Genomic DNA, 21,436 nt, shown 5'->3' on the forward strand with positions numbered 1-21,436 from the left:
TCAGTTGCCGGTTTCGGGCGCGGCGTCGGTTTCTGGTGCAGAGGCCGGCGCGCCCGACGTGGCGGGTGCCGCATCGGAGCCATTGCCCGTGGCCGGATCACCTGCCGGGGCTTCAGCCGATGCATTCTCGGCGCGGCAGGTGGCCGATTCCTTTTCCAGGAAGGCGAAGATCGTCTTCTGGTCCGGCTCGCCCACACGGCCGTCGCCCAACATGCGATCGGCGACCGGCGGTGCGACCACGGCCGCGATCAAATAGTCGCGCTGCGGATCGGACAGGGCCGTCAGCGAACGCTCGGCGACGCAGCCGCAGGCCGCCTCGCTCATGTTCTTCATCTGGATGCCGCAGAGACCCGTGATGAGTTCGACCTGATTGTCTTCCGAATAGCGGGGCAGTTCGAACTTGTCGCCAACCTGGTTGCGCGGTGCCTCGCCCTCGATCGGGGACGCCCCGTCGGTGCTGCTCGTCGCACCGGCTGCCGTACCCCCGCTCTGCGTCGCCGCCCCGGCGGCAGGCTCGGTGGCCGTCGTGGCATCCTGCGCAAACGACTGAGCCGCAAGGCCGAAAGAAAGCGCCACGCCCAAGGACAGGGCGGTGAGCGTGCGTTTCGAAATCAATGTCATGGAGTCTCCCAAGAATTCTTTGCTGGATCCGTCCGGCATGAACCGCTCGATCGCAGTTCGATCGGATCGGGCGGCGGGTTTGGCCGAAGGGACGGACGACGCGCTCCCGAGGGAACCCTCCCGCGTCGACCTTCGCTGCCTTCATAGCGCGTGTGTTCACGAGACGCGCCTTAAATATCAGCAATGAACCATCATCCCCACCTATCGCGTGCCGCTTACTGTCGCACCAACGAAAAACGCCGGCACAAGGCCGGCGATCCAGGACTGGGCATGATGCGAGGACTTAGTAGACCCGCTTCTTCGGGGCCATCTTCTCTTCCGGCATGCCTTCGGCGATGAACTCCGTGTGCACCGGCCGGTAGCTGAGCGTCACTTCGCCGCTTTCCGAAAGATTGGCGAGCGAATGGACGCGCCACTCGCCGTCCAGCCGCTCGGTGAAATCTTCGCGCGCGTGCGCCCCCCGGCTCTCCTTGCGCGCTTCGGCCGAGTAGACCGTCGTGATGGCGTTCGCCATCAGATTCTCGAGCTCCAGCGTTTCCACAAGGTCGGAGTTCCAGATCATGGAGCGATCGTTGATCTTGAGATCGGACATTTCGCCCCAGATCTGCGAAATGCGCCGGCAACCCTGCTCGAGGGTCTCCTGGGTGCGGAAGACGGCCGCATCCTCCTGCATCGCCTTCTGCATGCGCTCGCGGATCGCAGCCGTCGGGTTGGCGCCCGAGGCGTACCGAACCTTGTCGAAGCGCGCCATGATCCGGTCGCAGGCCGCCTTGTCGAGGGCGGGCACCGCGGACGTGCGGTCGATCACTTCCCCGGCCCGAATCGCGGCCGCGCGACCGAAGACGACGAGATCGATCAGGGAGTTCGAGCCCAGACGATTCGCGCCGTGAACCGAGGCGCACCCGGCTTCGCCGACGGCCATCAGGCCCGGTACGACGGCGTCGGGGTTCGAGGCCGTCGGATTGAGGACTTCGCCATAATAGTTCGTCGGGATGCCGCCCATATTGTAGTGGACCGTCGGCAGGACGGGGATCGGCTCGCGCGTCACGTCGACGCCGGCAAAGATCTTGGCGCTTTCCGATATGCCCGGCAGCCGCTCGTGCAGGATCTTCGGATCGAGATGGTCGAGATGGAGGAAGATGTGATCCTTTTCCTTGCCGACGCCGCGTCCCTCGCGGATCTCCATCGTCATGCAGCGCGAGACGACGTCGCGCGAGGCGAGATCCTTGGCCGATGGCGCGTAGCGCTCCATGAAGCGCTCGCCCTCGGAATTGACCAGATAGCCACCCTCGCCGCGCACGCCCTCGGTGATCAGACAGCCGGCGCCGTAAATGCCGGTCGGATGGAACTGGACGAACTCCATGTCCTGCAGCGGCAGTCCGGCGCGGGCCACCATGCCGCCGCCATCGCCGGTACAGGTGTGGGCGGAGGTCGCGGAGAAATAGGCGCGGCCGTATCCTCCGGTCGCCAGGACCACGGTCTTGGCGGAGAACCGATGAATCTTGCCATCGTCGAGATCCCAGGCGACCACCCCGGTGCAGCGGCCGTCCTCGGACATGATCAGGTCGATCGCGAAATATTCGATGAAGAACTGGGCATTGTTCTTGAGCGATTGGCCATAGAGCGTGTGCAGAATCGCGTGGCCGGTCCGGTCGGCGGCGGCGCAGGTGCGCTGCACGGGCGGGCCTTCCCCGAAATTCTGCATGTGGCCGCCGAACGGGCGCTGATAGATCAGGCCGTCTTCGGTCCGCGAGAACGGCACGCCGTAATGCTCCAGCTCGTAGACCGCCTTCGGCGCTTCCATGGCGAGATATTGCATGGCATCGACGTCGCCGAGCCAGTCCGAGCCCTTCAGCGTGTCGTAAAGGTGCCACTGCCAGCTGTCGGGCGTCATGTTCTTCAGGGAGGCGGCGATGCCGCCCTGCGCTGCGACCGTGTGGGAGCGCGTCGGGAAGACCTTGGTGATGCAGGCGGTTCGCAGCCCCTGCTCGGCCATGCCGAGAGTCGCCCGCAGGCCGGAGCCGCCTGCGCCGACCACGACCACGTCGAACTCGTGATCGACATATTCGTAGGCCTTGCCGTTCTGTTTCGGCGCTTCGCGATGCGGCTGACCGTTCGTTCCGTTACTCGCCATGGTTCAACCTCCGAAGCTCATCTTGATGATCGCGTAGAGTCCTACGCCGGCAATCAGGCAGGCAAAGAAGATGTTGCCGATCGCCAGGACCCATTTCAGGGGCCCGTGAATGTAGTCTTCGATGATCGTCTGCATGCCAAGCCGCATATGGACGCAGGCCGAGATGATGACGAGTGCGGCGCCGACACCCACGATGGGGTTGGCGAAGGCCTCGCGAACCGATCCGTACTCGCCGGTCGCCAGCGAAACGACGACGAAAAGATAGATCGTGATCAGGACGAGATTGGCGATCGCCGTCAGGCGCTGCTGCCAGAAATGTTCGGTGCCGCCGTGGCCGGCGCCCATGCCGCGAACGCGGCTCAGGGGGGTGCGCATGTCTTTCATGAGGGGCGTCCTTTACGCGAAGAGCCAGATGCCGAGCCACAACAGCACGGTGAGCACGAGCGAGCCGGCGATGGTCGCCTGGGCGAACCTGGTCGAGGTTTCCTTCGACAGCCCGTGCCCTGTGTCCCAGATGAGATGGCGAATGCCGCCGAGCGCATGGTGGATGAGCGCCCAGCTGTAGGCGATCAGGATGATCTGGATGAAGAAATTGCCGAAGAAGCTTCGGGCGCTCGCATAGGCGTCCGGCCCGCTCGCGGCGGCGGCCAGCCACCAGACGACCAGGATCGTGCCGAAATACAGGGCCGAGCCGGTGATCCGATGAAGGATCGACATCGTCATCGTCGCCTTGAACCGATAGATCGTCAGATGTGGTGATAGCGGTCGCTTGGACTTCACGTCGGACATCAGGGCCCTTCCCGTCTTCGAATGTTCGCAGCGCTCGCCGCATTGATGCGATGCACCATAGCAAGATGCGCCCTCATCGTTCCAGTCGGCTTCTAAAGGAAGCAAGCCTTCCCGGAAAGCAAGTTTTCGAAGGACGTTCCCCGCACGTTCCGTCTATCGCAGGTTCTAAAACGATTGGATGCGGACAAACGCGCCCGCACGGCGATCGGCTGCGAAAAATTGTCCGGGGACTTTCCGAATCAACGCGGCGGCAGGCTCCGGTCGGAAAACCGGATGACGAAACTCTTCCAGTCGGCGGGTGCGGCGACCCGCTCGTAGAGCTGGCGTCCGGCTTCGGGGTTGCGTGGCGCATGCAGGACGAGTTTCGACCAGCCGCGCGGATCGGCCTCTTCGGCGAGAACATCGATCATCGCCTTGGCAATGCCTTTGCGCCGATGGGTTTCGTCCACATAGATGTGGTCGGCGAGACCGGAGCGCATGCCGGTCCACAGGTCTGGAATGTCGTAGAAGACGACGAAGCCGACGAGTTCACCGTCGAGGCGCGCGCCGAGGACTTCGGCCGTTCGATCCTGAAGCAGCTGTTCCGCATAGGCAATGTTCGGCGCGCTGACGGCGCCGCGGAAGAACGAGTGATTGTAGGCCGCGATCAGAGGGGCGAGTTCACCCGCATCGCCAAGGCGCAAGGTGCGGATCTCGATGTCGGGCGACGGGGGCTGGTGCGCTTCGGTCATGGCTGAGATTTCGCCCGAACGCGGCCGGCGTCAAGAAGCCGGCCGAAAAAGACAGCTTCGCACGCCCGCCCCGGCGGCCCGCAGCGCGGCGTTAGACCGGGGCCGCGCGGGTGGAACCCGTCTCAGACCCCGTGATCGTGATGGGCATCGGGCATTGTCTCCCCGAACGCGGAGGCGGCCGGCATATCGGCGACGAGCATATCGCTGATATCGTACCATTTGCCTTCGCCGCGGAACCAGAGCCCGTCTATATCCACGAGAACGTCGGTTCCGTAGACGTCGTTCGATACCGTGATCTCGCCCGAAGCGTTCCGGGCGAACGCATAGTCGGCGCGCGAGCCGTCGAAATCGACCTGGTTGTAGTCGGCTCCGCCCTCGTAGCGATCGTCGCCGCGCCCGCCATAGAAGATGTCCTGGCCCTTGCCACCGACGAAGCGGTCGCTTGCGTCCGTACCGACGATGTAACCGCCGTTCGGCTTGGATAAGATCAGGTTGAAGACCGGTTCCGGGCTCGGGTCACCCCGGGCGATCAGCTCGTCGACGCTGAACCATCGGCTCTCCGCGTAGAAGTAGACGCCGTCGATGTCGCGCAGCGTGTCGGTGCCTTCGGCCGCGCTGACCACGGTCACCGTTCCGTCCGGGTTCTTCGTGAAGCGGTAATCGGCCGAGCTGCCGGCGAGATCGAGCTGATTGTAGCCGGCGCCTCCCTCGAAGAGGTCATCGCCGGGACCGGCAAAGAACACGTCGCTGCCCGTGCCGCCCATGAAATGGTCGTTCGCGTCCGTGCCGCGCACATAGCCGCCCCCCGCGCTTGCCATGATCATGTTGTAAGCGTGGTCCGGATCGGGCGTCACAGGCTGCGCCGCGATATCGGCGAGCGCATACCAGCGGGCTTCGCCCGAAAACCAGGTGCCGTCGATGTCGACCAGCAGATCGACCGCGCCGGTTGCCCGATGCTGAGCGCTCACCGACCCGTCCGCCAGACGCTCGAAGACGTAGTCCGCCCGCGCACCCGAAAAGTCTGCCTGATTATAGCCCGCGCCGCCTTCGAGACGATCGTTGCCGGCACCCCCGTAGAACGTATCGTTCCCCGCACCGCCGATGAACCGATCGTTGCCGTCGGTGCCCTCCAGATAGCCTCCGGATGCGCCGGCCGTGATGATGTTGAAATCGCTGACCGGCGGCAGCGGGTCGGTCGGAACATCGGGGTCCGCCGGATCGGCCGGAACAGCCAGATCGTCGAGAGCGCGCCAGGTGCTGTCGCCGCGAAACCAGATGCCGGTTATGTCGATGAGGAGATCGGTGCCGGCGCCTGGGCCGGTTGCGGTCACCGAGCCGTCGCGATTGCGCACGAAGGTGTAGTCGGACGCGACGCCTTCGTAATCGGCCTGGTTGTAGCCGGCGCCGCCCACGAAGATGTCGTTGCCGCGGCCGCCGAAAAAGGCATCGTCGCCAGCCGTCCCGATCATCCGATCGTCGAGACGGGTGCCGTAGGTCAGGCCGGCGCCCTCTTCGAGCAGGATCGTGTTGCGGGTGTTGGGCAGGAGTTCGACGTCGGGCACGGCAACCGGTGCCGGGGCGGGAAGGACGCTGTCCGACGCGACGAGCGAAACGCGATCGAGCACGATCGGCTCACCGAGCGACCGGAAGGTCAGCTTGTCGCTGCCGCCGGTGCCGGAAACCGTCAGGGCGACCCGTTCGGCGCCGGCGGTGGCGGCCAGGCGGGTGACGAGTTCGCCGTTCCAGAGGATGTCGAGGGCCGTCCGGCTGCCCGCGCCGATCTCGCCGAGATTGAATTCCAGCCGGTAGGTCTGGCCGGCTTCGGTCTGAACCGACTGGCTCAGCATGCCGTCATTGCCGTCCATGACGACGGCGCCCTCGCCGTCCAAATCGTTGCTGGAAAAAGCCTTTGCGGTCAGGATCTGCGTCAGGGCGGGCAGGAGATTGTCCACCATCTTCGCGATGCCGACCCCGTTGGGATGAATGCCGTCCGGCAGCAAGGTGCCGTTCCCCGGGTTCGTGCCGGCGAGAAGGTCGGCGACGAGCGGGACGCCATGGCGCGCGGCGACCGTTTGATAGACCTGGTCGACGGCGAGCGCATAGGAGGGCGCCGATCCCGCGGGTGCGCCGACGCCGGCAAGGACCACCGATTGCCCGCCCGCCAAGAGCGTCTCGACGATCGCGGACAGGTTCGCCTCGATGATCGAGGGCGCGATGCCCTGGAGCATGTCGTTGCCGCCCAGGGCGACGACGACGATGTCGGCATCCTGCGGCACCGCATCCTTGATCCGCGCGCGCGCCGCGGCGGTGGTGTCGCCCGTGACGGCCGCCTCGACGATCGTGCCGATCTGCCCGCCGAGCGAAAGGGCGCTTCCCAACCGGGCGACGAACCCGTTTGCGGCCGGCACGCCGTAATTGTCGAAAAGGCTATCGCCGAATGCGACGATCTTCGGGGCCGCGGGGGCGTCGAACCCGCTCTGCCCGACGATTTCGACGGTGCCGTTCTCGACCTGCCAGCCGAAGAGGAAATCGGTCGTGGCGCGGCCATCGGAGGCATGGGCGGTCTCGAGGCTGCCATTGAGGAGGAGATCGCCCGCGGGCGCGGTCGCGCTCGTCTCGATCAACGGATCGACCGCGACCATTTCCGCGATCGACGGATGGCCATCCTTGTCCCAAACGAACAGCATCCACGAACCGGGCGACGCCCCGCCCTCGACGCCCGGAAGCGGAACGGTGATCCGTCCGTCGCTTCCGACGGTGAAGTCCAGCGTCAGTGCGCGGGTTTCCATGTTGAAGCTGTGGGTCACCGCTCCCGACTTGACGAAGGTGATCTTGCCGATCGCCGACGGATCGTCGACGGAAATCGTCAGGGTGCCGTCGGACGCGATCCTTTCGGGCGCCGACAGGATCTCCGGCCGGTCGGCAGGCGTGCCATCCTTGTTGAAGAGGTAGCCGGGGCGGTAGATCTGGCCATCGAGATAATCGTTCTCCGATAGGGTGGAGGCGCCTCCGCCCGAGGAGAGAATCGTCCCGTCGGTGAGGAGAATGCCCGTCGAGTGATAAAGCCGCGGCTGCTCCTCGGCGCCCACCTCGGTCAGCGTTCCGGTGTCCGGGTCCCAGATGGCGGCGGTGAGGACGGCGCCTTCTTCGGTGAAATGCGTCGAGGACCCGCCATTGATCAGCACCCGCCCGTCGGCCATCACCGTCATGTTGGACCAGCTTCGGCTCGTCTCGAACGCGCCGACGCGATCGAACACCGGTGAGGGTCCCGACATGTCGAGGGTCCACAGCCCGTTGTCGTAATCGTGGATCAGTACCTTGTCCGGCGCATACATCACCACCGGGGCTTCCCAGTCGGGCGTGAACGGCAGGTAGGCGATGATCTCGACGCTCCCCTCGCCGTTCGGATCGAGCCGCATCAGGTCGAGCGTTCCATTGCCGCCGACGCCATTGGCGAAGTAGAAGACCGATCCATCGGTGTGGGTGAAGATGCGCGGATAATAGGTCGCGACGACGGCCGTTGCGTACACGTCGTCGTCCAGCACCTGGATCATGTCAGGATCGGCGGCGCCCTCCAGCCGCGACCAGCCGATGCCCGGCGTATAGATCTCCGGGACGCCGTCGGTGCTTCCGGTTCCGCCGATGACCAGGATGCGGCCATCCTCGAGCGACACCTGACTGGGATACCAGCGCGGCGTCGCCATGTCGCCGCTCGGATCGCTCATCATATGCCCCATGCCGCCATAGAACAGGTTGCTGTCGTTCACGGGACCGTTCGTGAAGCCGAGCGGGCGGGCGTCGCCGCCCGCCATCAGGATACGGTCCGAGCCCGGAACGATCAGGGCGGCCGAGCAGAAGACGTCCGTCGGCGTATGCATGTGGTGGTCGAGGAGAACATGCGAGCCGGTCAGCGGATCGTAGAGATCATGATACATGGTCGCGCCCTGCGCGCCGCTTTTATCGGTTCCGAAGGTGAGCAGCAGACCATCCTGCGTGATGACGGAATGGATCGCCATGATCGGCCAGTCGATCAGCGGTTGCCATTGCCCGCTTACGGAAATGTTCGATGCGGAAGATGTCGTCGCCATGCCATGCGCCCCAACGTCAGAAACAAAGACCGACTGTCAGACTAACCAAGAACAGTGACGTGTCATAGGGCTTACACCCGCCTCGACGCATTTTTCGAGAAAGTATTAGAAATATAGTTATCTTGCATTTACTTCAAATTGCAGCGATTGCGGCGGTTCGGCGCGGTGCTGCGGGAAACTCGTCTTGCGCCAAGAAGGCTTGAACCGACCCGTGCCTTCCATGCTGTCCCGCAAGAGCGGATGCGTGCGCGTCGATCGCCCGGTGCCGGCCCGCGGCGGGCGGCGGGCAGCGACAGGCGAACTGCGGCATGCGCTCCCGCGATGATCCGGCATGGTGCTCGCGACGCCGGCGACCTGCCGATCATGTCCCGGCTTTGAAACCGGCAACGCAAAAAGGCGGCCCCCGGGGGGACCGCCTCGAATGCATCATATGCGCGCGCTTCCGCCTAGACGGGCAAGAAGGGCGTCTCGTCTTATTCGGCTGCGCTGGCCTTGGCCGCTTCCTTGTCGGCCTTGGCCTTCTCGCGCTGGTCCGTTGCGATCTGACGGGCGTCGTCGTTCAGCTTGCGGGCCCGAACGTTGGTGGCCTCGACGATACGGGCCGACTTGCCGCGACGATTGCGCAGATAATAGAGCTTGGCGCGGCGCACCTTGCCGCGGCGCACGACTTCGACCGAGTCGAGCTGGGGGGAAAAGACGGGGAACACGCGCTCGACGCCTTCGCCGTACGAAATCTTGCGAACCGTGAAGTTCTCCTGGATACCCGAGCCGGAGCGAGCGATGCACACGCCCTCATAAGCCTGGACACGGGTGCGGGTGCCTTCCGTCACGCGAACATTGACGCGCACGGTATCACCAGCCGAAAATTCGGGAATCTGACGAACGGCGTTGATCCGCTCGACTTCACTGGCTTCGAGTTCTTGAATGATGTTCATGGCATAGCCTCAATTCGTTGCATTCCGGGGCAGATAAGACCCCGACATGGCCGATCCAACGGCTCTGTTATTGTGAGGAAATCGACGCGGTCGTTACACCAAGCCCGGACCAATGTCACGTCCGGGCCGGCATTATTCCGAAAATTACTGCCTCACGCGCCGAATTTCGGTCGCGCAGGGCTGCTTTCTACGCGAATCGGCGTCCGGTGCCGCCTGAGCGTTGCTCCCTACTCCACAAACTCGACCGTTGCACCAGGCTGGACCATCTTGGCCAGCTCGAAGGCATCCCAGTTCGTCAGGCGGACGCAGCCATGGCTGTTCGTCTTGCCGATCTTGGACGGCTCCGGCGTGCCATGAATGCCGTAGGTCGGCTTCGACAGCGCGATCCAGACCGAGCCGACCGGACCGTTCGGACCGGGCGGGATCGTCAGGACCTTGTCGTTCTCGCCCTGCTTGAAGTTGATCTTCGGATTGTAGGTATAGTTCGGGTCGAACGCGATCCGGTTCACCTGCACCGTGCCGGATGGGCTCGGCGTCGAGGACGAACCGATGGTCGACGGGTAAGCGGCGATCAGGTCGCCCATGGCATCGTAGACGCGAACCTGCTCGCGGCCCTTGTCGGCGACGATTCGCGCGACCTTGCCGGTGACGTTCTCGCCGACATTCATCACCTTGATGCGCGTTCCGGCGCGCGTGAAGTCCGCACCCGGATTGATCGCCTTGAGATATTCCTCGTCCATGTGGAATTTTTCGGCGAGCTTCTCCGCCGGGCTGACGAAGCTCATTTCCGGCATCTTGGCCTTTTCGGCGTAATCCGTCGGGATCGAGGCGACATACGGACCACTGACGTCCTCGGACGTCAATTCGTAGGTGGTGACGGCCGGGCCGCCGGTCGCATCGAGTTCATCCGCCAGGGCGCTGCTGTCGCCGGTCGAAAGCGTGCGCCCGTATTTTTCCTGATAGGCGGCCACGGCCTTGTTGACGTTCGACCCCATGCGGCCGTCGATGACGCCGGGGCTCATGCCCGCACGGTCGAGAATGACCTGAAGGGCCGCAATCGCCGCCTTCTTGTCGGACCCTTGCGGCGTGGCGACCTGAGGCGCGGGATCGGTTTCCTGGATCGTCTGCTCGACGAAGGGTTGATCGATCGCCTCCCCGATGGTCGACGGCGCACGATCGACGATCGACGCGTCGGGGTTCGGCAGATCCAGCCCGCTGCCGGCAGCGTCCGGGGACGGCTGGCCGGTCGTCTGCGGAAGTTCGGCCGCGATCGTATCGGACGGCGCCGCGTCGGAGGGCGACGGAAGCGGCGAGGCTTCGATCGGGGCATTCTGGTAGCCCGGATCCGAATCATACGGATCGGCGGTCTGGGGAACGGGCTGTTCGAACCCGCCGAAATTGTCCCGGGGCAGCGGACCACCCGGGAAGATGTTGGCCGGCCCCTCAAGCGTCACGCCGGGAGGGGGCGGACGATCGAACACCTGGCCGCGGCGGTCGTCGAATTCCAGGCGGCGCTCTTCGAAGCGATCGATCGGTTCGGGCTGCACGACGGCGACGACCCGTCCGTCGAGATCGAGAAAGATCTCCCGGCCATACTGGTCGACATAGGATTCCACCGCCTGCGGCGGCACGCCCTGGGGAATGAAGCCTTGCGCCATCGAGCGCTCTGCTGCGGCCGACAGACACAGGGCCGCCGTCGTTGCCGCGAGAACGCCACGCAGTGTCTTCGATGGTGTCGCCATGTTTGTTCGAACGTCCCTAACCGGCATGCACCGCACCGAAGGCCGGGATATCTCTCCGGAAAAGCCCGTTCGGCGGCGGCGGCACGCGAAAATGTTACCCTTGCAATGTCCTGTATGGCGCATGAACCAGACATGAAAATGGCCGAGCCGGCTCGACCTTGCTTCAGGCTGTCCGCACGGGAGGCTTGTGCCGGCTTGGGTGAAGTGGATACGAGAACAGGACGTTCGGCCCTGCCGAGCCCCTGACTTCAGCGAGGAGCACCTGACCCATGACGCAATCCCTGTCAGATCGTCTTTCGATCGACCCGGACAGCCCGTTTTACGACGGCGAGATCCTCGAACGCGGCATCGGCATCCGTTTCAACGGAAAGCAGAAGACGAATGTCGAGGAATATTCCGTGTCCGAGGGCTGGATCAAGGTTCAGGCGGGCAAGTCGCTCGACCGCCACGGCAAGCCCTTGAAGATCAAGCTGAAAGGTACGGTCGAACCGTTCTTCGAGGATGCGTCGCCGAGCGAGGAGACTGCCGCTTCCTGACAGGTCCGCGGCTTCGTCGGAATCGTTTGTGCCGCGTGCGTCCGCCTTTGCGCCGCGCGACCCTTAAGGCGGGCCGAACCGGATCGGCCGGTCCGCTGCGGTATCGTCGTCCGGGCGTTGGCCTCGCCAATCGCGCAGACCTTTATCGGCCCGCACCGCGGCGAGCCGATGCCGGGCCTCACGCGGGCGCCGGGAGGTTTCCTCGAAACTTCCCGCGCAGGCCAACCCTCGGCTTTGCCACAAAAAACTCCCCTTGTACCGATCAAGGTACAGGGGAGTTCCAAGCGCTGACGGACCTTTCGGTCCGCCGATATGAGGAAGCCCGTGAGCTGCCTTACTTGTTGACCGATTCTTTGAGGCCTTTGCCTGGTGTGAACTTCGGCACGTTGCGAGCTGGGATGTCGACCTCAGCGCCCGTCGAAGGGTTACGGCCCTTCGAAGCATTGCGATGGGTCACCGCGAAGGTGCCGAAACCCACGAGACGGATGTCTCCACCATCGGCAAGCGTCGTTTCAATCGTGCTGAAGACAGCATCAACGGCAGCGGTAGCCTGCTGTTTGGAAAGATCCGATTTTTCGGCAACGGCGCTGACCAGTTCGTTCTTATTCATGCTTGAGTGTCCTCTACCCTTTGAAACTGTGCGCTTCCCTTAGCGCTTGTGGATGCGGGAATGTGGCCCACTTCGGCCAGAACGGCAACGGTTGCAAACCGTTCCCCGGTTCGATTCAAGACAAAAACCGCCCGGATGGGCGGTTTTTGTACAAATTTCAGACACTGCGATCAGTGCGCAACAACTGTCGCGCCCTCGTCGTCCAGGGGCGATCGCCCCTTGAGCGGCTCGTCTTCTTCGGACCACTCCACCGGAACCGGCTGACGAACGAGAGCGTGTTTCAGCACCTCCCCCATACGCGAAACCGGCACGATTTCCAGACTGTTCTTCACATTGTCGGGAATGTCCGCCAGATCCTTGGCGTTTTCCTCAGGAATGAGAACGGTCTTGATGCCGCCGCGCAGGGCCGCGAGAAGCTTCTCCTTCAGGCCGCCGATCGGAAGCACGCGACCGCGCAGCGTGATCTCGCCCGTCATCGCGATATCCCGGCGGATCGGAATCCCCGTCAGAACCGAGATGATCGCCGTTGCCATCGCAACACCCGCCGACGGACCATCCTTCGGGGTTGCTCCCTCGGGAACGTGGACGTGGATGTCACGCTTCTCGAACAGCGGCGGCTTGACGCCGTAGTCGAGCGCGCGGGCCCGGACGTAGGAGGCGGCCGCCGAGATGGACTCCTTCATCACATCCTTCAGATTGCCGGTCACCGTCATCTTGCCCTTGCCGGGCATGGCGATTCCCTCGATCGTCAGAAGCTCGCCGCCGACTTCCGTCCAGGCCAGCCCCGTCACGATACCCACCTGATCCTCGAGTTCGGCCTCGCCGTAGCGATAGCGCTGCACGCCGAGATAGTCCGAGATGTTCTCGGCCGTGACGTCGACACGGTCGGTCTCACCCTTGAGGATCTTCGTGACAGCCTTGCGCGCAAGCGTCATCAGCTCGCGCTCGAAACTGCGCACGCCGGCCTCGCGTGTATAGCGGCGCGCGATCTCGTAGAGGGCGCTCTCGTCGACGGAGAACTCCTCCTGCTTCAGGGCATGGTCGCCGATCGCCTTGGGAAGCAGATGCCGCTTCGCGATCTCGACCTTCTCGTCTTCGGTGTAGCCGGCGATCCGAATCACTTCCATGCGGTCCATCAACGGACCCGGGATGTTCAGCGTGTTCGCCGTCGTCACGAACATCACCGGCGAGAGATCGTACTCCACCTCCAGATAGTGGTCCATGAACGTCGAGTTCTGCTCCGGATCGAGCACCTCGAGAAGTGCCGACGACGGATCACCGCGGAAATCCTGACCCATCTTGTCGATCTCGTCGAGCAGGAAGAGAGGATTGGACTTCTTCGCCTTCTTCATCGACTGGATGACCTTGCCGGGCATCGAGCCGATATAGGTCCGGCGATGGCCGCGGATTTCGGCCTCGTCGCGCACGCCGCCGAGCGCCATGCGGACATATTCGCGGCCGGTCGCCTTGGCGATCGACTTGGCGAGCGACGTCTTGCCGACACCGGGAGGCCCGACGAGGCAGAGGATCGGACCCTTGAGCTTGTTCTGACGGCTCTGCACCGCAAGATATTCGACGATCCGCTCCTTGACCTTCTCCAGACCGTAATGGTCGCTGTCGAGAATGGCTTCCGCCTTCTTCAGGTCGATCTTGATTCGCGAACGCGCGCCCCAAGGCAGACCCAGAAGCCAGTCCAGATAGTTGCGCACGACCGTCGATTCGGCCGACATCGGCGACATCTGCTTGAGCTTCTTCATCTCGGCATTGGCCTTTTCCAGGGCCTCCTTGGAGAGCTTCGTCTTCTTGATCCGCTCCTCCAGCTCGGCCATCTCGTCGCGGCCGTCCTCGCCGTCGCCGAGCTCCTTCTGGATCGCCTTCATCTGCTCGTTGAGATAATATTCGCGCTGGGTCTTCTCCATCTGGCGCTTGACGCGCGAACGGATGCGCTTCTCGACCTGGAGCACCGAAATCTCGGACTCCATGAAGCCGAGCGCCCTTTCGAGCCGGTCCTTCACCGAGATCAGCGATAGCATTTCCTGCTTCTCGGGCAGCTTGATCGCCAGATGAGAGGCGATCGTGTCCGCAAGCTTGGAATAGTCTTCGATCTGGTTCGCCGCGCCCACCACCTCGGGTGAGATCTTCTTGTTCAGCTTGACGTAGTTCTCGAACTCCGAGACGACAGAGCGCGCGAGCGCCTCCAGTTCGACCGGATCGTCCTCGCCCTCGTCGATCACTGACGCCGACGCCTCGTACCAGTCGCTGCGATCGGAAAAGTCCCCGATCTTGGCGCGCGACATGCCTTCGACGAGCACCTTTACAGTGCCGTCCGGCAGCTTCAGGAGTTGGAGCACGTTGGCGATGGTGCCGATATCGTAGATCGCGTCGGCGGACGGATCCTCGTCCCCCGCGTTCATCTGCGTGGCAAGCAGGATCTGCTTGTCCGCACCCATGACCTCTTCGAGCGCCTTGATCGATTTCTCACGACCGACGAACAGCGGTACGATCATGTGCGGGAAGACCACGATGTCGCGAAGCGGCAGGACCGGATAAAGCACGTTCTCGGTCCGGTCTCTGCTTTCGGGCAAATTGGACATAGGATTACCTTTCTTCGGCATGATGCCGTCTGTTCAGCCCTCCGGCCGGACCCTCGTTTCGAGCGGTCCCAACGGATGCCTTTGTCAGATGCGAATGTGGGTCGGGACCGCCTCTATTGCAAGCGATTGCAGCGTCACCGAAGTGTCGCGTCCCAAGCTTGCGAGAAGCCGGAGCATGGGTAAGACAGGACCACATGGAAGGGCAGCTTCGCAAGGATAAGGCGAGCTACTCCCCTTACCCGGCGCAGGAAAAACCGGACGGACGATGGCTCGATCATCCAAGCCGAGCGCCCGGACATCCCGCAGGTCCGCCGAAAGCCGGCACAACCGACCCGATCCGCGCGCGATGACGAAAATACCCGCAAGGCTTTGAGGAAGCCTGCGGGTATCGATCGATCAAACGTTCGAGATGCAGGCGCTTACGCGCTCACATTCTCCTTCTCTTCGGTGCGCTCGGAGTAGATGTAGAGGGGCCGCGCATTGCCGGCGATGACATCGTCCGACACCACGACCTCCTGAACGCCTTCCAGCGTCGGCAGGTCGAACATCGTGTCCAGCAGCATCGATTCCATGATGGAACGCAGGCCGCGGGCACCGGTCTTTCGCTCGATCGCCTTTCGCGCGATCGCGCCGAGTGCCGCGTCCTGGAACGTCAACTGGACGCTCTCCATCTCGAACAGGCGCTGGTACTGCTTGACCAGAGCGTTCTTCGGCTCGCTCAGAATCTGGACGAGGGCAGGCTCGTCGAGATCCTCGAGGGTCGCAAGCACCGGCAGGCGTCCCACGAACTCCGGAATCAGGCCGAACTTCAGAAGATCCTCCGGCTCGACCTGGCGGAACAGCTCGCCCGAGCGCCGCTCGTCCGGCGCCTCGACATTGGCCGCGAAGCCGATCGACGTCTTGCGGCCGCGATCGGAGATGATCTTGTCGAGCCCCGCGAACGCTCCGCCGCAAATGAACAGGATGTTCGAGGTGTCGACCTGAAGGAATTCCTGCTGCGGATGCTTGCGGCCGCCCTGGGGCGGCACGGACGCAACCGTGCCTTCCATGATCTTCAGAAGCGCCTGCTGCACGCCCTCGCCCGACACGTCGCGCGTGATCGACGGATTGTCCGACTTGCGGCTGATCTTGTCGATCTCGTCGATATAGACGATGCCGCGCTGCGCCCGCTCGACATTGTAGTCGGCCGACTGCAGCAGCTTCAGGATGATGTTCTCGACGTCCTCGCCGACATAGCCGGCTTCCGTCAGCGTCGTCGCATCCGCCATGGTGAACGGGACGTCGATGATCCGGGCCAGCGTCTGCGCAAGCAGGGTCTTGCCGCAACCGGTCGGGCCGATCAGCAGAATGTTCGATTTCGCGAGTTCGACATCGTTGTTCTTCGAGGCATGCGCCAACCGCTTATAGTGGTTGTGCACCGCAACGGAGAGAACCTTCTTGGCGTAGGACTGTCCGATCACGTAATCGTCGAGAACCGCGATGATCTCCTGGGGAGAAGGCACGCCGTCGCGCGACTTCACCATCGAGGACTTGTTCTCCTCGCGGATGATGTCCATGCACAGCTCGACGCACTCGTCACAGATGAACACCGTCGGCCCGGCGATGAGCTTACGGACTTCGTGCTGGCTCTTTCCGCAGAAAGAGCAATAGAGCGTATTCTTGGAGTCGCCGCCGCTCGTTTTGCTCATTCGTCTTCCCTTTCGGTTCGGGCTATCGCGAAAAGCCCGCCTCACGTTCGCCCCAGCTTAGTCTCTGATCAACAGCTTGGCAAAGCGGATGGCAATTTTGCGACGTTTCGTCTTCGATTCACTTTAAGATGCGATCTTGACCAAACGATCTTGAGCGGCGCTTAACGCCGCAAAGAAAATTCCGGTCGAGATCGCCGGGTCGCGCCCTTTCAATCAGGCCGCGGCCACCTTGCCTTCGAGATCCGCACGCGAGGAATAGACCTTGTCGATCAGGCCGAATTCCTTGGCTTCGTCCGCCGTCAGGAAATGATCGCGATCCAGCGTGCGCTCGATCGTTTCCAGGTCCTGCCCGGTGTGCTTGACGTAGGTCTCGTTCAGCCGGCGCTTCAGCTTGATGATGTCCTGGGCGTGACGCTCGATATCGGACGCCTGACCCTGGAACCCGCCGCTCGGCTGATGCACCATGATCCGGGCGTTCGGGGTCGCAAACCGCATGCCCTTCTCGCCGGCGCACAGGAGCAGCGACCCCATGGAGGCGGCCTGACCCACGCAGAGCGTCGAGACCGCGGGGCGGATGAACTGCATCGTATCGTAGATGGCCATGCCGCTCGTCACGACGCCGCCGGGTGAGTTGATGTAGAGCGAGATTTCCTTCTTCGGGTTTTCCGCCTCGAGGAAGAGAAGCTGCGCGCAGACCAGGGTCGCCATCGAATCCTCGACCGGCCCGGTGATGAAGATCACGCGCTCCTTGAGGAGCCGCGAAAAGATGTCATAGGCCCGCTCGCCGCGATTGGTCTGCTCGACCACCATCGGAACCAGGTTCATCGCGGTTTCGACTGGATGCTTCATAGTTTCTCAATCTCACTGGTCGTTATCAGCCCCGGCCTTTGTCACCGACGCGAATCAAATCTCGTGTTGAACTGTTCCGTAGATAGGACCGAGCCTAGGCGTGATGCAAGGCGTAAGGCGCGCCGGATTTCGTCTCGCCTTCAAAGCCGGGCCTAGCCACGCCCCGGACCCGAGGCGTCGACGTCCGTCTCGCCGGGCGGAATGGGCTTGCCGGCCAGATTGGTCGTCCCGTAATCGCCGGACCGGGGTCCTGCCTCTGGGTTTGCGACGGCCTTGCGATCATGCGCCTCGATCTGCGGCGACGACGCGGTCTCGACGACCTCGTCGTTCATGCGAATCGGCGGCGCGTTGCCGTTGCGATCCTCGCCGAACCACACGGTCATGTGCGGGAACGGAATCTCGATGCCGCGCTCGTCGGCCATGCGTTTGATGATCCCGCGATAGGCGCGCCCGACTCCCCATTGGGTGCCCGGCTTGGTCATCACCCGGGCGCGCATCACGACCGCCGAATCGCCGAGCTCCTGAACGCCCCACATATCCATCTCGCCGATCAGGTTCTCGGCGACCGCCGTGGTCTTCAGCTCCTCGAAAGCCTCCATCATCATGGCCTCCACATCGGCCTGGTTCTCCCTGTAGGCGACACCGATATCGGCGACGTAGTAGGCGAAATCCTTCGAATAGTTCGCGACCTGATCGACGGAGGAGAACGGGATCAGGTACCAGGTCCCGTCCACCGTCCGCAGTCCCACCGAGCGGACCGTCAGCTGCTCCACCGTTCCCGTCACGCCGTTCACCTCGACGATGTCGCCCTCGTTCATCGCGTTCTGGATCTGGATGAAGGCGCCGGTGATGATGTCCTGGACGAATTTCTGCGCGCCGAAACCGATGGCGAGACCGACGACACCGGCACCGGCCAGAAGCGGCGCGATGTCGATCCCGAGCTGGCTGAGAACCAGCATCGAGATGATCACCACCATCGCGATGGTGAAGGCGTTGCGCAGAAGCGAGAGCAACGTGCGCTCGCGGGCCGTCGGGATCGTGCCGTAATTGGGGTTGAGCCGGTACTCGATCCAGGACGAGACCGCGATGTAGATCGCGACACCCACGCACAGGATGATCGCGCCGCCGACGAGGCCACCGACGATGGATTGCCCGCTCGCGCTCGCCAGCCAGTCCGAATAGCTCGCGATCGACCAGGCTTCGAGAAGGTAGGCCACGACCGCGATCACGACGAGGACGCGCACGACGGTCAGCGCATTGGGGATGAAGCTGTTGATGCGCTTTTCCAGAAGCGGAAGCTTGTCCTTCGTGGATTGCGGGATCGGAATGCCACTTGCGATCCACCGGCTGAGAACCGAAACGATCAGGCCGCCGATCGCCATCGCGCCGATCGTCTTCAGCGTCCCGAGCGTCAGGAACTGCAGCCCCTCCTCCGGGCTTCGCAGCCAGACGATGAAGGCCGCGAGCACGAAGCCGATCGCCACGATCCACCAGATCTGGCCGATGAAGGCGTTGATCCGCGCTCCGATACTGTTGTCGCCGGCCTTCTTCGCGCGCTTCAGGCGCTCGCGAACCGTGCCGCGGTTCTTCATGATCAAGCCGATCGCCAGAAGCACGCAGCAGATGACGACGATGAAACGCGTCGCGTCGGCCGCCTGGACGTTCGTCGCCGACCGGATCACCGGCGCCACGAACAGGAACGTGTATCCGAGAATGGAGATGAAACGCGAGAACCAGAAGTACCAGTAGCTTGCCTGACGGTTCGAGAACGGCGTCAGCCTCAGGCCCGGATGGTTCGGGGCGACGAACACGGCCAGGGCGACCTTGATCATCTCGATGACGAGGAAGGCGTTCAGGAAGAGCTGCTGGTTGAGGCCCGGCTGGCCGTTCGAGAAGACCGTTGCCGTGATCACGCCGGCAGCCCAGCTGAGGAAGATCGAGAAGGCGTCGATCAGACCCGACACGACGAGAAGGAGAAGCTTCTTCAGCGGGCTGGCATTCTCGCTCTGCCTGGCGAGACGGCGAAAGATCGGCGCTTTCACCAGACGTCCGAGCAACAGAACGACGAACACGATGATGGCCACGAGACCGACCGGCAGGACCGCCTTCAGGATCTCCGGAATGTCGAGCGCGCCGGCGCCGGAGAGAATGTCGCCGGACGACTGGAGGCTCTTCAGGATCTCGGAGCCGGTTTCGCTCGCATTTCCGATGAAGGTGCGCACGCCGTCGGCGATCTGGGCCGGAAGCGTCTGTTCGGGAGCCGGCGCGTCGAGACCGAAGAGAGCGCCGTCGCCGGTGGCGTCGCCTGCATCGCCGGAGGGGCCCCTGTAGGCCGCGGCCTTCAGCGAATCGAGCAACTTGGCTCGGGTTTCCTCGTTTTCGAGGATGGAGATCAGGTCATCGAGGCTCGGGTCGGCCGCAGACTCTTCGGCCGCTGGCGTCGCGGCGGCCGAAGCTGCACCGGGGACCTGCGCGTGGACGGTTCCGATCGAAACGAAGAACAAGGCGGCAACGAACGCGAGAATTGCCGTCGAAAGGCGAGGCATGGAATATCCTGTCACTGTCTTATCTCTGGTCGCGGTGCGGCGGTCCGACGCCCGAAGCCCCATCGAGGCGGCTTCGATTCACCCGAATACTGCCCAGAGTCGCACTTGACCTCTCGCTTTGGCGAGATCGTGACGCCATGGCGATTGCAAAGAAAAAGGCCGGCTTGACGCCGGCCTCGATCTCGAAAACTCGGTAGCCTCCTATCAGGAAGCGGCGCCGAGCGTCTCGTCCGCCTCGTCTTCGGCAAGGAGCTCTTCCTTGGAGACGACCTTGTCGGTGACGTCGGCTTCGGCGAGGAGATGGTCGATGACCTTTTCCTCGTAGATCGGAGCGCGCAGGCTGGCGAGGGCATCCGGGTTCTTCTGATAGAACTCGTAGACCTGCTGCTCCTGGCCCGGATAACGGCGGAGCTGGTCGAACATCGCCCGCTGCAGCTCCTCGTCGGTCACCTGCACGCCGGCCTTCTCGCCGATCTCGGAAAGCACCAGCCCGAGACGGACGCGGCGCTCGGCAAGCTTGCGATACTCGTCCCTCGCCTTCTCCTCGGTCGTGTCCTCGTCCTCGAATGTCTTGCCGGAGCGCGAGAGTTCGGCCTGCACCTGGTTCCAGATGTTGGTGAACTCAGCCTCGACCAGCTTTCCGGGAAGATCGAACGAGTAGGCCTCGTCGAGGGAATCGAGGATCTGCCGCTTCACCTTCTGGCGCGTGGCCTGGCCGTACTGGCTCTCGATCTGCTCGCGCACGACCGTGCGCAGACGTTCCTCGGATTCAAGGCCGAGCTTCTTGGCGAGATCGTCGTTGATCTCGATCTCGGCGGGCGATGCGACCGCCTTGATGACCGTGTCGAACGTCGCTTCCTTGCCGGCGAGATCCGGCGCGCCGTAATCGGCGGGGAAGGTGACCGAAACCTGCTTCTCGTCGCCGGCCGAAACGCCGACGAGCTGGTCCTCGAAGCCCGGAATGAACTGGTTCGAGCCGATGACGAGGTTGGAATCGGAGGCCGAACCGCCCTGGAACGCTTCGCCGTCGATCTTGCCGACGAAGTCCATGGTCACCCGGTCGCCCTGTTCGGCCGCGCCGTCCTTCGGCGTATATTCGCGGGCGTTCTCCGCAACGCGCTTGACCTGCTCTTCCACTTCGTCGTCGGGAACGTCGACGATCGGGCGCTCGATCTTCATGCCGCCGGTGCTCTGCAGCTCAAAGCTCGGCAGCGTCTCGTAGGAGAGCGTGAACTTGAAGTCGGATTTACCGGCCAGGACCTTCTCGGCCTCGCCCTCGTCCTCGGTCATGTCGATTTCGGGCTGCATGGCCGAACGCTCGCCGCGCTCGGAGATCACGTTGCGCGGGGTGTCCTTGAGGATCTCGTTGACGATCTCCGCCATGAACGATTTGCCGTACATCTTGCGCATGTGAGCGACAGGCACCTTGCCGGGTCTGAAACCCTTCAGCTGCACCTTGTCTTTTGCCTCATGCAGCCGGGTCTGAAGCCGCGCCTCGAGGTCCGAGGCCGGTACGACCACCTCGATCTCCCGCTTGAGGCCCTCGGCCTTCGTTTCCGTAACCTGCATTCTC

Annotated in this window: 15 protein-coding genes; 1 reads left to right on the forward strand and 14 read right to left on the reverse strand. The window is 63.3% G+C overall.

The window, feature by feature from the left end:
* The 8 genes from U0C82_RS15565 to U0C82_RS15600 all read right to left on the reverse strand — a co-directional run bounded on the left by U0C82_RS15565 (window position 1) and on the right by U0C82_RS15600 (window position 11,040).
* Window positions 1-621 carry a hypothetical protein gene (locus U0C82_RS15565; RefSeq protein ID WP_322188272.1) on the reverse strand — a complete coding sequence of 207 codons (621 nt, stop codon included), beginning with the start codon at window positions 619-621 and terminating at the stop codon, window positions 1-3.
* Between the two features lie 283 nt (window positions 622-904).
* On the reverse strand, window positions 905-2,755 hold the full coding sequence (gene sdhA, locus U0C82_RS15570) for a succinate dehydrogenase flavoprotein subunit (protein ID WP_322188273.1): 1,851 nt from the start codon (window positions 2,753-2,755) through the stop codon (window positions 905-907).
* Window positions 2,756-2,758: 3 nt separating this feature from the next.
* On the reverse strand, window positions 2,759-3,139 hold the full coding sequence (gene sdhD, locus U0C82_RS15575; protein WP_322188275.1) for a succinate dehydrogenase, hydrophobic membrane anchor protein: 381 nt from the start codon (window positions 3,137-3,139) through the stop codon (window positions 2,759-2,761).
* A 12-nt stretch (window positions 3,140-3,151) separates the two neighbouring features.
* Window positions 3,152-3,544: a succinate dehydrogenase, cytochrome b556 subunit gene (gene sdhC / locus U0C82_RS15580; protein WP_322188277.1), complete on the reverse strand. Its 393-nt coding sequence runs from the start codon at window positions 3,542-3,544 to the stop codon at window positions 3,152-3,154.
* Between the two features lie 239 nt (window positions 3,545-3,783).
* Complete coding sequence (locus tag U0C82_RS15585; protein WP_322188279.1) at window positions 3,784-4,275, reverse strand: GNAT family N-acetyltransferase; 492 nt, start codon at window positions 4,273-4,275, stop codon at window positions 3,784-3,786.
* Between the two features lie 122 nt (window positions 4,276-4,397).
* The gene (locus U0C82_RS15590; RefSeq protein ID WP_322188281.1) at window positions 4,398-8,363 is read right to left on the reverse strand and encodes a GDSL-type esterase/lipase family protein; all 3,966 of its coding nucleotides are present in this window, start codon (window positions 8,361-8,363) and stop codon (window positions 4,398-4,400) included.
* 473 nt (window positions 8,364-8,836) lie between these two features.
* Complete coding sequence (gene rplS, locus U0C82_RS15595) at window positions 8,837-9,298, reverse strand: 50S ribosomal protein L19 (protein ID WP_322188283.1); 462 nt, start codon at window positions 9,296-9,298, stop codon at window positions 8,837-8,839.
* Window positions 9,299-9,525: 227 nt separating this feature from the next.
* Window positions 9,526-11,040 (reverse strand): L,D-transpeptidase family protein, encoded by a 1,515-nt coding sequence (locus tag U0C82_RS15600; RefSeq protein ID WP_322188285.1) that lies wholly within the window; start codon window positions 11,038-11,040, stop codon window positions 9,526-9,528.
* A gap of 269 nt (window positions 11,041-11,309) precedes the next feature.
* Here U0C82_RS15600 and U0C82_RS15605 point away from each other — a divergent pair, with 269 nt between their 5' ends.
* Entirely contained in the window at window positions 11,310-11,576 is a 267-nt protein-coding gene (locus tag U0C82_RS15605) for a DUF3297 family protein (protein ID WP_322188286.1), read from the forward strand.
* A 334-nt stretch (window positions 11,577-11,910) separates the two neighbouring features.
* On the opposite strand, the gene U0C82_RS15610 is transcribed toward U0C82_RS15605, so the two are convergent.
* The 6 genes from U0C82_RS15610 to tig form a co-directional block, all read right to left on the reverse strand.
* Complete coding sequence (locus U0C82_RS15610; RefSeq protein ID WP_322188287.1) at window positions 11,911-12,186, reverse strand: HU family DNA-binding protein; 276 nt, start codon at window positions 12,184-12,186, stop codon at window positions 11,911-11,913.
* Between the two features lie 170 nt (window positions 12,187-12,356).
* A complete protein-coding gene (lon, locus tag U0C82_RS15615) occupies window positions 12,357-14,780 on the reverse strand; it encodes an endopeptidase La (RefSeq protein ID WP_322188289.1) in 2,424 nt (807 codons plus the stop codon).
* A 419-nt stretch (window positions 14,781-15,199) separates the two neighbouring features.
* Window positions 15,200-16,468, reverse strand: a complete 1,269-nt coding sequence (clpX, locus tag U0C82_RS15620; RefSeq protein WP_322188291.1) for an ATP-dependent Clp protease ATP-binding subunit ClpX — start codon at window positions 16,466-16,468, stop codon at window positions 15,200-15,202.
* A gap of 213 nt (window positions 16,469-16,681) precedes the next feature.
* Entirely contained in the window at window positions 16,682-17,317 is a 636-nt protein-coding gene (gene clpP, locus U0C82_RS15625) for an ATP-dependent Clp endopeptidase proteolytic subunit ClpP (protein WP_322188293.1), read from the reverse strand.
* A gap of 152 nt (window positions 17,318-17,469) precedes the next feature.
* Window positions 17,470-19,863, reverse strand: coding sequence for a mechanosensitive ion channel domain-containing protein (locus tag U0C82_RS15630; protein WP_322188295.1), 2,394 nt, complete (start codon window positions 19,861-19,863; stop codon window positions 17,470-17,472).
* A gap of 204 nt (window positions 19,864-20,067) precedes the next feature.
* Window positions 20,068-21,432, reverse strand: a complete 1,365-nt coding sequence (gene tig / locus U0C82_RS15635) for a trigger factor (RefSeq protein WP_322188296.1) — start codon at window positions 21,430-21,432, stop codon at window positions 20,068-20,070.
* Between the last annotated feature and the right edge of the window lie 4 nt (window positions 21,433-21,436).

It is taken from the genome of Fulvimarina uroteuthidis (genome assembly GCF_034321785.1).
GTDB classification, from domain to species: domain Bacteria; phylum Pseudomonadota; class Alphaproteobacteria; order Rhizobiales; family Rhizobiaceae; genus Fulvimarina; species Fulvimarina uroteuthidis.